Below are 14926 nucleotides of genomic sequence, written 5' to 3'. Positions count from 1 at the left end.
GTAAAAATTGTTAAATTATGATGCAAATTTATACGTGTTAATATACGGCGTTTCTCTGTTTATAACAGCAAAAACTCTACTAATAATTTTACATCTGATATTATTTAAAACTAACATTGAATTTTTTCCTTCAGCTTTCTTCTTGTTATAATATTCTTTTAATTGAGGATCATACTTTAATGAAGTCATTGAACACATTTGAAGTAATGATTTCATTTTTTTGTCAGCCAAATGATTTACTTTAGTTCTTCCCCTCACACTTGAGCCTGAACTATATTCAAAAGGAGCTACCCCTGAATAACAAGCAAATTTTCGCCATGTTTTAAAAGATTTAAATCCTTTAGTTGCAATTATAAAATAAAGAGCTGTTTGCTCTCCAATTCCCGGAACACTTTTTACTAAATTAAACTGTTTTGAAAGGGTTTCATTTTTATTGATAATTGACTTCATTTTTTTCTCAATTGCTTTCAAAGAGTTTTTTAGATTTTGAATTGTTTTACTATTTATTAAAGCAATTTCTTTATAAATATCTTTAGGTATAAATCCTTTGTTTTCACTAGAGGTTTTAAAAAGTAGTATTGCTTTGACTAGTTTTTCCCTTTCACTAAATAACAATTTTAATTGTTGAATTTCTTTTTCAGCAACAGAAGAAAGAGTCAACTTATCAATATTACGCAGACTATATAAAGCAATATCTTTTGCGTCATTTTTGTCATTCTTACCTCTTGAAATCCCTTTAGAACGCTTAATTTCTATAGCTGGTACAACCCAGTAATCAAATTTATTCTCTGAAAAAAAGGCACTTAATGGATAGCTATAAACACCTGTACTTTCAAAACAAAACAATGTTGTTGTTGGATCAATTCCATTTTTTTTCAAATAATTTATTACTGATTTAATTCCTTTTGAGTTGTTTTCAATAATAAAATGTGCTGTTTGATTTAAAGAATTAATGTTTAGAATAACTACGTCCAATTTTGATTTAGAAACATCAATTCCAACATGAAATAAATAATTTTTCATAACTTTGAATTTAGGATAAACAAAAATGTTGAACTTCTTTAGAGCCTTTATTAGATCTTAAAATCTATCATTCTATTTGAAGCAATTCAACGGATTCAAGGACAAGGCAGAGGACTAATGCAGAGCATAGTTTTTAACTACAAACGTCTTAAGTTCACCTCTGCTTTCCTTTGAATAAATTTAAACTTTTTTTATCAAATCCAAAGTAAAGGCAAACGTCTCCCGACTTTGCGGTTTTTTATATCAAAAAAAGAAACTTCCCGCCACTCGAAGTCGACTTAATACCATAATGCTCTTCAATCCCGATTACAATCGGGACACCACTTCAAATCAATTTACTATTCCATTTTCAACAAATGATTTTTCAAAATCAAAACTAACTACTTTCAAATCAAAGGAAAAAAGGTATATTTGGGATTAGTTAACACAAGAGAAACTTTCGGTTCTACATGCAAAATCAAGTATAAATAAGAATTTTTTCAGCGTTTAGAGACAAGTTATAGCCAATTTAAAAATCACGATTATGAAGAAAATTGCGAAGATTGTTTTTATTAGTTTCAGTTTACTTATTTTTATAATTGCTGTCTTAATTTTTAGACCTGTACCAATCGTATCTGAAGATAAAGCTATTTCTGAAAGCGGAATTGTAAAGGAGATTTATAGCAATAAAGGAAATGATGTTATATTCGTAATGGAAAATAATGACCGTAGATTTTACATTAACAGAGGATTAGAAAATGGATTAGAATTAAACAATTTGAAAGCAAAATTAATCGGAAATGCAATTGTTGTGAAATATCCGAACTATTGGACACCACTCGACTGGAATAATAGCGTTAGACATATTTCTAAAGTTGAATTTAAGGATGAAATAGTATTTAACGAACTGAAAAAATAACCACACGTAGCAACTGTTTGAAACTTTATGAAACGTTAGCCATAATGAAATGGATATGCAAATTGGTAAAAAATTTAATTCTACAGCCACCAGATAACTATTTTTTAAACAAATAAAACTACACTTTATAAATGAAAATAATGAGATTACTTTATGTATTTTTAGCAGGTTTTATGCTTTTTTCATCTTGCTCAAATAATAATGACGATAGTAATAACGATATCATCATCGGGAAATGGAGAACGATTGAACGTTATGAATCGGATGAACCACAGGAAATTCTACCTTGTACATTAGAATATTATAAAGAATTTAAATCCAATAACACTGTTGCCGGATTTATTGTAACGCCAAACACTTTTCCTGACCCATGCAACCAAGTGTATACTGACTTTGGTTTGATTTGGGAAAATACAGGAAACAGTAATTATAAATTCAAAACAACTACTGGTACAGAATATACTATCAAAATATATAAAGTGGGTGAAAATTTAGTAGAAGAATATCCGGATGGAATTACCAAATTGGTTTATGAACCTTACTAAAAACTAGCTCACAAGTTCTTAGAATGCTCCGAAATTACTATAGTTATCAGCATAGACTTCTTACAAAAAATTTAAAAATGAAAAATATCCTATTCCTACTTCTTCTACTCTTCACATTTTTATCATGTGGAACGATGGAAAAAAACGATCGGATTGCAAGAAGAAATGACTTTTTCAATCGATTCTCCAAAAATGAATTAAAGGCTACAACGAACTGGAAAATGGGAGATGATATATTGATTTTACGAAAAAATAAAACATTCAGGTACTATTCAAAAGTTATCGGATTGGTTAATTCCGGGTATTATTCAGGAAAATTTAAACACATAAACGATACACTATTTGTATTCGAATTTCATAAAAATTATAAACCACCATTTTTTATCAATGACACTTTGATACTATCTCAAAAAGAAGAGTTGAAAATTTTGAAAAATGATAAATCAAATTATTTAGTAATTGTTCAAAACAAATTGAAATAAAGATTGCTCTGCAAAAGTATTCCTTAAAAGCCAACCAACTATTTCCATGCTCATCATAAAAACTAGGTAAAACCAATGACAAACGACAGACAACTTTTCTATAGAAACTCCAAAATAACAAAACCTTATTTTTGATCGTTTCGGATAAGTATTCTATACATTTAATTCAACCTTAGCTCTTGTACCGCCGGCATTTCCATTTGTAATTTTAAAATTTCCGCCAATTGACTTTAACCGCTGTGAAATACTATATAAACCTTGGTTTTCTTTGGTAATTGTGTCGCTGTATCCCAGACCATCATCAATCACTTCGATTTGTAAAGCATTGTTAATTTTGCTAAAGACAATTTCTGCATTTTGTGCCTGCGAATGCTTGATAATGTTGTTTACTAACTCTTGAATAATTCTGAAAAGCATCAATTGCAATTGCTTTGAGTTTTCATTTGCTTGACTGTTTTTGTCTGTAACAGCAATATGAACCAGTTTGGTTTCGTTGATTTCTGAAACAAATTGTTCTGTTGCTTGAATTAATCCTTCTTTTTCTAATACTGTTGGAAGAAGATTATGAGCAATGTGACGAATATCTGCGTGCGAATGTTCTAAAATTCCTTGCACTTTTGAAAGTTGCTGCATTTGCTTTTCCTTTGGAAGATGGGGGATTGATTCCAAGCTCATTTTGGCAGCACCAATCATTGCTGCAACTCCATCGTGTAACTCATGTGAAATTCTACCTCTTTCTCGTTCTTCTCCTAAAATAAAAGAATTTAGAATGGCGTTTTCTTTTTCCTGTTGAAATTGTTTTAGCTTAAGATGTTGTGATTTTCTGTAGTAGATAAAAATTCCGCCAAAAATGGACAACAATAATAATCCTCCAAAAATAGCGTACAACAAATTTGACTGTTGCTTTTGTATTTTTAAATCTTGTTCAATGATTTGCTTTTCTTTCTTCTCGGTTTGATACTTCGTGTTAATATCATTAATTTCTCTGGCGTTTTCGGCAGAAGAAATAGAATCTTTCAAAATTGAGTAGGTGTAATAGAAGTCGGCCGCTTTTTCTTTTTGTCCCAAATTATAATAGATTTTCCCGGCAGTAGCGGCTGCGTTTGTTAAGGTAAGGTTATCCCCTATTTCTTCAGCGAATTTGACCGCTTGTTCGGCATAGTTTATTGCTTTTTTACCTTCACCTAGTTTGTCTAAAGCGTCGGCATATCTGTAGTAGGCTGAAGTCATATGGGTTTTGTCTTTTAACTCGTCGGCATATTTTACAGATTGTTCTGCATATTCAAGGGATTTATTAAGGTCTTTTTGGATTAATGACAACGTTAAGTTGGATTGCGTTTTTGCTACCAAATCATTTGAAAGCTCACTAAGTTCTACTGCTTCTTTTGCCCATTTATTTGTTTTAACTGTATCTTTTGCATGATAGTAGGCAAGCCCTAAATTGCTGGCAACTGTTGCAATAAAACGTTCGTCATTACTTTCTTTTAGTAGTTTAAAAGACTTATGTAAATAGTCTAATTGTTTTTCTTTGTTGCCTGTCTGACCAAGTAATGTCGCTATGTTGGAATATAAATAACCCAAGTGTAATTGATTGCCTCCGTTTTCTAAAATAGCTGCTATTTTGAGGTAGATAGTAATGGCAGAATTTAACTCTCCTTTAAAATAATAACAATTCGCTAAAAGATTGTAAGCAGCTACATCGCTTCGTTGCTTTTCTACAGGGTTAAGGTTTTGAACAGCTAATCGGCTATAAACCATCGTAGAATCAAGTTCATTTCGATTGAAGAAATAAAAAGCTCGTTTGAAATATAAATAATCTAAAAACGGCACCTTTTCTTTTTTACCCTTTTTTATGATTTTATCTGAAATTTCGAGGCAATTTTGATCTTTTGCTTTAATACACTCATCCAATTCAGTGATTAGTTTCTTAAACTCGGGACCTACATCCACATTTTTATCACGATTCTGTGCGGTGGATTGAACCAGGATTGCTACTAAAAAAATAATCACTAAATTTACTCTCATACTATTTGTTTTTAAACGGTTACCAAACCCTCCATTATCGCTTTTTTTACCATTCCGGCAATATTTTTTACTTCGAGTTTTATCATAATATTACTTCGGTGCGATTCCACTGTTTTGTCTGACAGGCATAATTGCTCGGCTATTTCCTTGGTGGTTTTTTCCTCTACAATTAATTGCAAAATTTCTTTTTCGCGGTCAGTCAGTTCCATTTTATTTTTAGTGGTGCTCATTTCAAAAAAAACTTGTTGTGTTTTTGTGCTAAAATATCGTTCGTTGTTTGTCACTGCTTTAAGTGCCTTTTCAATTTCCTCTCTGCCATCAATTTTTAATAAGTAACCGTCAAAACCTGCATTAATTGATGATTTTATTGTTACCGAATCGGAATGACTAGTTAATGCAATAATTTTCATATCAGGCCGTAACCCTTTAATTTCTTGAATGATTTCTCTGCCATCGTGTTTACCAAAATGAATATCGAGTAACAGCACATCGAAGTGTTGTTTTTCAATATTGTTTTTTAGTTCATTATAATTTAAAGCTCTATTTGTTTCTTCTACGAAATCAAAGGTTGACAATAGAACTTCTAAGCCATCCAATACCAAAAAATGGTCGTCTGCAAGTAAAATTTTCATTTGATTACGTTTTAAGTTAAGCAGTTATAAAAGTAGTTACATTCCAATAATTCACCTATAACTTATACTAAAATATCAAATTTTACTTACTTATTTTCATAACTATTCTTTTTTAACGTTTAGTTTTTTTTAAAATCTTGCTATTCCTATTACTTTTTCATTAAATAAACCGTCAAGTACTCCTACTTAACGGTTTACAAAAAATGAAAAAAACTAACTCAATTAACAATCAATTTATGGTTGTATGAAACCCCATTTTCTTTTTTTAGTTTTTTATTATACCGGTCACTAATCAATTGACGGATATCCAATGTTGTTGTGTGTAACCTCGATTCTTATTGAGGTACTGTTTTTCCGCATTTATATACAGTTGCGTGTCATCTACTCAAAATAGTGGTAGTCAAAACTAACACTTCCTGAGTTAGCCGTTAAGATGTAGCCATCACTATCATAGGTGTTTGAAAACTCAAAACCATTTATGCTAGCTTCAATAGAATTAACCGGCTTAGTTGATAAAATTGTCGTTAGAAAGGTCTCATCCAAAATCAATACCATCAAACGCTGATATTGACTTGAAACATCATAAAAAGCACCCTTATTTGTGGAATCATACTCTATAACAAAATTGGAAGTAAACGATACAACATCACCATCATCATCAATTAAAAGTTGCCCGCCAAGCAATCCATACGTATTCGTATTTGCATTAAACGATACCGGAAATTCTTGATCATTAACTTTTATATGGACAAGGATGTCATTTTCAAAACTCATAATAATCTCAGAATCATCCCCTTCGCTAGGAAACCATTTTGCACTAATGGTATTGGGAGTGTATTCAAATTGCATTGTAAAGCTAATTTGATTAGAGACCTTAACAATGCTCTTTATGGTGTTGTCTTCATTGTATTGAAAGCGGTATTCGTTTTGAAGTGCGTTATCTGTATTAACGGCAAAAACGCGTTGTACCTTCTTTATTATTTCAACTGTTGCCGATTCGTCATCATCTTTACTACAGGATGATAGAAAAGAAAGCAAAATAAATAAAAATGTAAGTAAAAAGTGTTTGGGTTTCATAATGAAATTAATTTAAGCTATAGTTAAATTCATACATAGTTACACTGTTGTTTCCTCCAATGTTTGTTGCTACTGTTTTAATCAAAAATCCTTCGTTGTCATATTCGTTTGTAAATGAAATAGTGTCATCAGGATAATCTTCGATCGTTACTTCTGTAAGTGGTTTTGATGTAAAAATGTATTTCAAATTACTATCTCCCTGTAAGTAATTAGAAAAAAAATGCATTGTTTTATTTGGGTTCGGCACATTGAATAGTATTCCTTTTTTTGAGTAGTCATACGTGTAATTGGTTCCGAAATAATTTGATAAATTGTTATATTCATCAAACGAAAAAGTATATTCAAAACTGCCTATCATCCCCGAGTACATGTACATATCGGTTTGCTCATCATAAGTGAATGTAGTTGTATTACCCTGATTTACTAAACTTGTTAAAATCGTATCTTGATGATTTAATTCTGTAGTAGTTTGCGTACACAATGTTACAGACAGTATGTTCATTTTCGTATTGTTCTCAGTGTATTCAAAAACATACCTTCTCAAAACAGTATTACTAGCGTTTACATATTCAATCGATTTAATCGAAAAATCTTCATTATATTCAAAATTGTAGCTTTGATATTCCACATTATTAGTTGGGTCCAGCATAGATACCTTATTCACTAATCTCGTCTGCATAGGTTCATTAGGGTTTTCATCGTCATTACTGCATGAGGTTAAGAGCAAATGCATTGCAATGCTTAAAAAAATTAGAAATTTTATTTTTTTCATAATGATGTTTTGTAAAAATTATTTAAAAACAAATGCAACGGCAATTTTGTTTTTTGCCATTTTCCTTTATTGTTTTGAATATAAAATTGATAATCTAATGGCAAAATATGATAAGGGTTGTATTCATAAGCAACTAATTCCAGCTTAAAAGTGTCGTTTTCAATATGAGTCACAAGTTGATTACGGGATACAATATCAATCAAATTCAATTGTTCAACCGGAAGTTTCACATCACCTTTTAATCGGTTGAAACCATAAATCTGATAGGAGTTGAGCGGAATATCTTCGGTTAAAAATAAATTTTGCTGCCCAATCATTTTATTATAAATCATTTTAAAACCTTTACATTCAATTGTTTGTCGATTGTTTTCAGATGTAGGAATGCTTCTTTTCTTAGACAAAGGTTCCACTGTAAAGAACTCATTTGATTGCGGTAAACTTGCTTTTTTGCTTTCTTTGGTTGAGGCAATCCAGTCGATATGCTGTTTGGTAACTACTTTTTCATCATGACCGTTGTTGCCAAAAGTGTAGTAATTGCCCATTTTATCAGAAATAACAAAATCAACCATTTCATCCTCTGGAGCAAAAAGGATACTTCCCGTTTTTGGGTTGTGGTATAACCAGAATTCGCCTTTTTCTGTTAAGGTTTCATATCGATAAATTAATGCATGTGAATAAACAATTTCTTTGCTTTTCTCTTTTTGAAAAGTAAAAAAGGATGAAATTGTCATCATTACAACCACTATTGGTACTGTTTTTATCGACATTGATTGATTATTTTCTTTGCTCCTAATTTGGCCAATTCCAGCCCTTTTTCCTTGTCATGCTCTCCCCATGGACCAACTTGTCCTCTTATATGAAAATGAATATCGCCACAAACGACATGCAAGTCATTTGATTTTTTGTTGTAAACTGCATAATCTCCTAAATTTTCGATTTGAGTATAGGCTGCTTTTTGCATAGAAAGTGCTGAGTTTTGCAATTTTTTTCGGGTTTCTTCATCTACTTCATTCTCGGTATTGTTTTGTTTTTGAGCTTCTTCATCCAAAAGAGCTTCGTATTTTTTCACTTCTTCTTCTGTCATCGATTTATAGTACGTTTTTATATATTCAACCATCGTTAAATCGGGATTGTTTTTAAAAAGTGATTTTCTTTTACTTTTTAAATCGCTCAACGTTTCAATTTCTTCAACACTAAAAAATGATACTGAATCATCAATCTTCCAATGTGATTTATACATAGTATAGTTTTTGAGTTTGTGTATTTCTACAACCGGAATTGCTGGTTCTGCCAAATCTGCCAAAAATTCCTCCGTAAAAAAATCAAGTGGATCTTGAGAACTTTTGATGCAATTGCAGCCTTTAGTGACAGTTTGTAAATTACTATTAGAAGAATCATTAGGGTTTGTAGATTCTTTGCAACTTAAAAAAGGAATAATAAGTAAAATTAATATAAAGTTTTTCATAAGATGTATGTTATAATTCTTGATATTCAAAACGCACTATTGTACCGGCACCACTGTTATCACTGGTTAATAATGACTCAATTACATAATTATCGGCGTTTAAGATATTAGTGTGTTCTATAAAATAATTTCCAAAATTTGAATTAATAATTGTTATTTTTTCAAGTGGTTTAAATGAAATAAGACTATCAAAATCAAATCCTAGATGAATGAAATGTAAATAGAATGCTATAGGGTAATCTATATCATGCAAAAAACCAAAACCATCATTTTTGTAAAAGAAGTCATGGTCGGTAATAGTGGTTTGGTTTGAATTGTTGAGCCAAACTCTCTTGGTTAAATCTTTTGCACTGTTTAAAGTGAAAGAATAAGTGGAAGATTGATTTGTGTAGGAATAGGTATTGGTTGTAGCATTATAACCTACATTGTAGGTATTGTCATTTTGTTTAAACCTTACGATTCTGTCTCCATTGTATTCAAAATCATTAACAACTTCACCAGCAGAAGATATAACAACAATCTTACTAGGAAGACCATTTGAATTATAGTTGAAATTAATGTTCCCAAAACCTTGATAGTTGATGGAACTTACCTGCTCATTTTCATTGTACGAAAAAGTAGTAGAGGTATAAAAAGTTTCCACTCCTTGTGCATCCTTGCTAAAATAATCTATTTTTTTTGGATAAAATTTCGTTTCAACCACTGGTTCTGAGCTGTCGTCATTAGAACAAGAGAATAATAATAAAGTTAGAAATGCTGTAATTATATTGATTTTCATTTTTTTTAGTTTAAAATTTTAGAAGTTAAATTAGTAGATTGAAGGAGCTGTTCCAGTTTCTCCATTTTTTCTAATAAGAACGTGTTACTGGTTTTTAGTTGACTTTTTAAAAGTTCATTTTCTGCCTTCAATTCTTGAATGGCTTTGACCATCGGAGCGATTAAATCGTTGTAGCGAACACTAAGCATTCCGTCATCATCACTTGAAACCGTTCCTTTTGAGTTGCTATCAAATTCAGCAAGTGTTTCTTGTAATTCTTGTGCAATAAAACCGTATTCTGTATTTTTATTTGTGTCATTTATACGATTATAGGAAACCGGTTTTAACTGATTTATAAAATCCAAACCAAGTGAGGTAGGACAAATGTTTTCTTTCCATCGTCTGTCTGAAGTTATCGTCCACGGAACTTGAATTCCGGCATAGGTGATGGCGGTATTTCCAATTCGAACTTGGTTGTTGGCATTTATATTGGGAACCTGAGCAAAATAACCAACTCCTACGTTATTATTTCCTGTTGTTACAAGCGATAAAGCAAATGCCCCAATAGCAGTATTAGTTGATCCCGTTAAATTTCTTTGAAGTGCTTGATGTCCATTTGCCGTATTATTGCTGCCAGTAGTACTTGATTCCAGCGAGTATGTACCAGTAGAAGTGTTATTAGATCCAGTGGAATTTCCCATTGAAGAACTGAATCCTGTTGCAACATTATTGAAACCAGTTGTGTTTCTTGTTAGAGCATCTTGACCTACAGCCACATTTTGGTTTCCCGAAATATTATAAAAAAGTGCTAAATTTCCAATTGCGGTGTTTCTTGTACCTGTTACATTATCTCGCAATGAAGAAACTCCGACAGCAGTATTTGCTGATCCAGAAGTATTTTCTCTTAATGAAGCTAGACCTATAGCAGTATTAGCACTACCGCTAATGTTGGACTCTAATGAATTTGCACCATAAGCTGTATTATTACTTCCTGTAGTACATGAGTTTAAAGAAAAATAACCTGTGGCAGTATTATTTGATGCAGTCGTATTTGATCGTAAGGCATAATATCCACTAGAGGTGTTATTTGAGCCTGTAGTATTATTTCTCAAAGAACTAACTCCGATGGCTGTATTGGCATTTCCAATTGAATTAGTAAATAAAGCATCATAACCAATAGCGGTATTGGAATTTCCTGTGGTATTAGAAAACAAGGATTGATCTCCGATTGCAGTATTGAATCGACCAATATTATTTGATGCAGTAGCACTCCCAGACAAAGCTAAATGTCCTACAGCTGTGTTATATGTTTCACGACCTATAGTCCTATTATCAGCATACCTCATCGCACCATTACCGATAGCTGTACTTCTATGATTTCCTACATTAAAATTTAAAGCTCCTATTCCAATTGCTGTGTTTTGATTTCCAGTTGTGTTAAAACTTAAAGCACTTAATCCAAACGAATTGTTGGAAAATCCTGTCGTAATAGAGCTTGAAGCATTTACTCCAAAAGATGTGTTCAACGTGTTCAAGAGCCCTGCTTGAATATTATTTCTTTTAAAAACCAAATCAGTATTATCCGTTGTTCCAATAAAATGCGTATTACTATTTGTTCCTGCATTTCCCGTAATTTGCCATTCTGATCTTGAAGTACCCAATTCTATCCAAGTTGTTCCGTTCCAATAATAAAATCCCGGTAAAACTTGATTGACTCCCACACCTGAAGTAGCCGTGTTGTAAACAATTTCTGAAACGGTTGGTGTTTGAACAGTGGCCACGTTTTTGGCTGTTAATGCAACTCTGGGAACGAGCAATCCATCATTCGTTGAAATGATGTCTAACGCACCGTTAGGATTTGTAGTACCAATGCCCACTTGTGCAAAAGATAGACCTATTTGAAGTAAACAATAGAGTAAAAATAAGTTTTTCATAGTACGCTTTTTTGGGGGTTGTACAATTGCTGTTGGAAAGATTAAAAATTACTCACAAACTGAAGTATCCCATTGACATTTACCTCTTCATTTGAAGTTTGATCAACAAAAACACCTTCAAAATCAAGTTCTATTCGACGTTCATCTGCAAAACTTCCACGAGAATCATCAAACGAAGCTTTGTTATCAATAAATTCATTTACTTTGATAGTTCCTGATTTAGAGATAAGTGTGTGTTTTTTTCCATCATTCAAAAATGATACTGTAAATTCTGAACCTTCTGCTGAACTAAATGGTTGGGCTATTTCATTTTTAAAACTAATTTTAAAAGTCGAATTACCTTGTTCCGGATCTACGAATGTAATTTCCAACTTTTCAATTTTAGAGTCGCCACCGTATCTAAACCCATTCATTGTTTGAGCATAGCTTGAGGTAACGAATGTTTTTCCGCTTAATTCCCCGTCTTGAATAGTAAACGAATAATACGATTTTGAGTCCAATTCTTCTTTCTCAATACCAAGTGATTTAGCCACTTCTTCGTTCGCTTTTTCGGTTTTTGATTGTCCGCAAGAAATAAATAGTGATAGTAATGTGATTAGTAAAATTCTCATTCTTATGATTTTTTAAATGTGGAAGTTGTAATCGTCTTTTTTGTATTTGAAAATTCTTTTACAGTCATTTGTGTCACTGCATTGGTCGATTTGTCTTTGGCTTTCATTTCCATCATAAAACCATTTTCATTCGGATTTATTTGTGGAACTTTTTGATTTGATGTTTTGGCCATCGAAAGAAATGTTTTTGAAAAATCGGCAATTTTGAAATCTACTTCTTTCGTAAACCAGAATTCGCCTTCGATTGTTTCCGAAGTCATCACATATTTTTCACAATTGTATCCATTAATTTTCTTGCTTCCGAGCACTTTTTTAAATGTATAATCCGTTTCATCACTTTCAGCATTTTCATAAATAGCACCAAACATACTTAATGGCATTACTTGCACTTTTTTGTCTTTTTGTGAAAACATCATCATCGCTTCCTGACTCAAATCATATACAATAAAAGTGTTAATGTCATATCCTGTTTCTAAACCAAAAACTTGTTCGTTGGCTCCAAACCAATACGTCATTTGATTGGCTTGTTTGCTAGTTGCATCAATGATTTCATAAACCACCTTTTTTTGAAAATCATAAGAAGCGGGCATTTCAATCGATTCAGAAGCATTCATCATCGCATTCATATCGATCGTTGGTGCTTTTTTGGTTTCCTTTTTAGTCGGTTTTTTACTGTTTTTACTTTCTTTCACCGCTTTTTCAGGAGCATCTACCGTTTTGTCAACTGTTTTATCAACTTGACGTTCAATTTTTTGTTCTACTCTTTTTTGAGCTCTTTCTTCTGCTCTTTTTTGAAGTTTATCCAAAAATTGAGCTTCGGCAGTTTGCGAACAAGCAAAAATTGCTAAGAATAGAAATAGGATATGACTGTAGGTTTTCATGAAGATAAAATTTAAATTATTGCGTTTGCTTGATCATTACTTCACCGGACATTTGTACCAATGGATAGTCTTCTACGTTAATTTCATCAGAATTAGTTTGTCTGAATGTTCCTGAAAAATTAACGGTATAACTGGCAATACCTGTTCCAAAAGCACCAGGTGATTTAGACAAATTGTTTATACTACAAGTCCCAGAAATGCTTTCAAAAGCATAGGTTTCTCCTTCTTTATCAAAAACAATTAATAGGGTAGAACCACCTAAGGAGTCGTAATTGTCGTTTAAGGTTGAAGCTTGTCCGTTTACAATGTTAATGGCTCCTCCAAAAGTAAAGTTTGATGGGCCTGATAATGACATAGGAAAGCTGATTAAGTTTTGGCTAGTATCCTCAATATACAACCCTATAAAATCGCTATTGGGCACAACTCCGGAAATGTTGGATCCTGATAAAAATCCAGAAGTTATGTCAATATCATAGGAATGGTCTCCTCCAACAGGGGTAGATTCTCCATCATCACTAGAACAAGAGGAGAAAAGTGATGCGATAAAAAGTGCTAAGAATATGTTTTTTAAATGTTTCATTTTTTATGTTTTTTTTAATTGTTGTAAACTTCTATTTCGCCGGTTATCTGAAATTGTCTTGGGTCATTAGGAAATCCTCTAATACCAAAAGTTCCTGAAAAACTAACTTTAAAACTCGATTTTCCAGAACTACCACTAAACGGAAAAATTTCAAGCAATTGTGACTGACACGTTCCAGACATACTTTCTAAAACATAATTTTCATTCTCATATTCAAAAGCCACAAAGAGTGAAGAAGTATCTTGATTAGTTATTTCTTTTCGTGCCAAAGGTTGAATTTCATCATTGATGTAAACAAAATGAACATTGATACCAGGGTCACGATTTTCTAGAAAAGCAGAAACCATTTCGTAATTGTTTTCAGGTTCAAAATAGGCCATTCCTCCACCATACTCATCAAATGGAATTTCTTTGGTAAATGTTACATTATCAATACCATTTCCCGAAACGGTATAGGTGTAGCGGTGCGTAAGTGTTGGATCTGATGGTTCTCCGTTAGGTGCTGAATCATCATCTGAAGAACAAGACAAAAACGATAATGAAATTAAAAGTAGCGTTAGGACATTTTTCATACTATATTTTTTTTTACAAATTAAACTTCACTCCTGCTAGTAAAACTAATTGATCATAATCACTTAATACATACTTTAATTCGGCAAATGGCATCCAGTTTTTACCAATGTTAAAGTTGGCACCTGCTCCTAGATTTAAACCAATTTTGCCTTCGCTTGAAGAAGCTCCGCCAAATCCAAATCCAAATCCAAAATCTTCTACTTCTACTTTTACACTCGTGTAGTTAATACCTGCCAATCCATAAAACCCAATGGAATCATCATTCATAAAATAATAATTGGCATTACCATTAATTTCGAAAATTGTTGTTTTAATAATATCTTCATCCTTTGGTAAATAATAAATAAAACTAGGTGCAATAGTTAAGTTGTTGATAATTGGAAATTCTGCATTCGCACCAACTCCCACTGATTTAATTTCAGACCCATAGGCAATAAAACCGCCAATTCTGGTATCTTCTTGAGCAGTTGCCATTAATGAAGTAAAACAAACAAAGCACAACGTTGTAATAAATTTTTTCATCATTTTAAATGTTTATAATTATATAGGGCAAAGTTGTGTAGAAAATGAATCGTCTTTATCAGGGGAATTATTGAAATTTATTCTAAGGGTTTTCCCCTATCCGCCTTAAAGTATCAGGCAAAAAAATGAACTGATTAAACCTAAATAAT

The 14926-nt window shown here is 32.1% G+C and carries 17 protein-coding genes; 3 read left to right on the top strand and 14 right to left on the bottom strand.

Going from position 1 to position 14926, the window contains the following annotated elements; translation table 11 throughout:
• Positions 1–15 precede the first annotated feature (15 nt).
• Positions 16–1023, bottom strand: a complete 1008-nt coding sequence (locus tag M0M57_RS10745; RefSeq protein ID WP_248433028.1) for an IS110 family transposase — start codon at positions 1021–1023, stop codon at positions 16–18.
• A 523-nt stretch (positions 1024–1546) separates the two neighbouring features.
• On the opposite strand from M0M57_RS10745, the gene M0M57_RS10740 reads away from it, so the two are divergent.
• The 3 genes from M0M57_RS10740 to M0M57_RS10730 all read left to right on the top strand — a co-directional run bounded on the left by M0M57_RS10740 (position 1547) and on the right by M0M57_RS10730 (position 2948).
• A complete protein-coding gene (locus tag M0M57_RS10740; protein WP_248433027.1) occupies positions 1547–1921 on the top strand; it encodes a hypothetical protein in 375 nt (124 codons plus the stop codon).
• A gap of 131 nt (positions 1922–2052) precedes the next feature.
• Entirely contained in the window at positions 2053–2466 is a 414-nt protein-coding gene (locus M0M57_RS10735; RefSeq protein WP_248433026.1) for a hypothetical protein, read from the top strand.
• A gap of 77 nt (positions 2467–2543) precedes the next feature.
• Positions 2544–2948, top strand: coding sequence for a hypothetical protein (locus tag M0M57_RS10730; protein WP_248433025.1), 405 nt, complete (start codon positions 2544–2546; stop codon positions 2946–2948).
• A gap of 153 nt (positions 2949–3101) precedes the next feature.
• Here the strand turns inward: M0M57_RS10730 and M0M57_RS10725 are convergent, their stop codons facing one another.
• The 13 genes from M0M57_RS10725 to M0M57_RS10665 all read right to left on the bottom strand — a co-directional run bounded on the left by M0M57_RS10725 (position 3102) and on the right by M0M57_RS10665 (position 14780).
• A complete protein-coding gene (locus tag M0M57_RS10725) occupies positions 3102–4973 on the bottom strand; it encodes a tetratricopeptide repeat-containing sensor histidine kinase (protein WP_248433024.1) in 1872 nt (623 codons plus the stop codon).
• 11 nt (positions 4974–4984) lie between these two features.
• Positions 4985–5605 (bottom strand): response regulator, encoded by a 621-nt coding sequence (locus M0M57_RS10720; protein WP_248433023.1) that lies wholly within the window; start codon positions 5603–5605, stop codon positions 4985–4987.
• Between the two features lie 381 nt (positions 5606–5986).
• Positions 5987–6682 (bottom strand): hypothetical protein, encoded by a 696-nt coding sequence (locus M0M57_RS10715; RefSeq protein WP_248433022.1) that lies wholly within the window; start codon positions 6680–6682, stop codon positions 5987–5989.
• Positions 6683–6689: 7 nt separating this feature from the next.
• Positions 6690–7454 carry a hypothetical protein gene (locus tag M0M57_RS10710; RefSeq protein ID WP_248433021.1) on the bottom strand — a complete coding sequence of 255 codons (765 nt, stop codon included), beginning with the start codon at positions 7452–7454 and terminating at the stop codon, positions 6690–6692.
• The gene (locus M0M57_RS10705; RefSeq protein ID WP_248433020.1) at positions 7451–8221 is read right to left on the bottom strand and encodes a hypothetical protein; all 771 of its coding nucleotides are present in this window, start codon (positions 8219–8221) and stop codon (positions 7451–7453) included. Before M0M57_RS10705 ends, M0M57_RS10710 begins: the two co-directional genes overlap by 4 nt.
• Complete coding sequence (locus tag M0M57_RS10700; protein ID WP_248433019.1) at positions 8212–8919, bottom strand: succinate dehydrogenase assembly factor 2; 708 nt, start codon at positions 8917–8919, stop codon at positions 8212–8214. The genes M0M57_RS10705 and M0M57_RS10700 overlap by 10 nt, the downstream gene beginning before the upstream one ends.
• A 10-nt stretch (positions 8920–8929) precedes the next feature.
• Positions 8930–9697 carry a hypothetical protein gene (locus tag M0M57_RS10695; RefSeq protein WP_248433018.1) on the bottom strand — a complete coding sequence of 256 codons (768 nt, stop codon included), beginning with the start codon at positions 9695–9697 and terminating at the stop codon, positions 8930–8932.
• A 5-nt stretch (positions 9698–9702) separates the two neighbouring features.
• On the bottom strand, positions 9703–11610 hold the full coding sequence (locus M0M57_RS10690; protein WP_248433017.1) for a tail fiber domain-containing protein: 1908 nt from the start codon (positions 11608–11610) through the stop codon (positions 9703–9705).
• A gap of 41 nt (positions 11611–11651) precedes the next feature.
• Positions 11652–12221, bottom strand: coding sequence for a hypothetical protein (locus M0M57_RS10685; protein WP_248433016.1), 570 nt, complete (start codon positions 12219–12221; stop codon positions 11652–11654).
• Positions 12222–12223: 2 nt separating this feature from the next.
• Positions 12224–13102 (bottom strand): DUF4412 domain-containing protein, encoded by an 879-nt coding sequence (locus tag M0M57_RS10680; protein ID WP_248433015.1) that lies wholly within the window; start codon positions 13100–13102, stop codon positions 12224–12226.
• A gap of 16 nt (positions 13103–13118) precedes the next feature.
• Positions 13119–13682 carry a hypothetical protein gene (locus tag M0M57_RS10675; RefSeq protein ID WP_248433014.1) on the bottom strand — a complete coding sequence of 188 codons (564 nt, stop codon included), beginning with the start codon at positions 13680–13682 and terminating at the stop codon, positions 13119–13121.
• A gap of 14 nt (positions 13683–13696) precedes the next feature.
• Positions 13697–14254, bottom strand: a complete 558-nt coding sequence (locus M0M57_RS10670; RefSeq protein WP_248433013.1) for a hypothetical protein — start codon at positions 14252–14254, stop codon at positions 13697–13699.
• A gap of 13 nt (positions 14255–14267) precedes the next feature.
• Positions 14268–14780 carry an outer membrane beta-barrel protein gene (locus M0M57_RS10665; protein ID WP_248433012.1) on the bottom strand — a complete coding sequence of 171 codons (513 nt, stop codon included), beginning with the start codon at positions 14778–14780 and terminating at the stop codon, positions 14268–14270.
• Positions 14781–14926 lie beyond the last annotated feature (146 nt).

Origin of the sequence: Flavobacterium azooxidireducens, from assembly GCF_023195775.1 — a bacterium.
GTDB classification, from domain to species: domain Bacteria; phylum Bacteroidota; class Bacteroidia; order Flavobacteriales; family Flavobacteriaceae; genus Flavobacterium; species Flavobacterium azooxidireducens.
Note: the sequence above shows the minus strand (reverse complement) of the source record. Positions and strands in the feature narration are given on the sequence as shown.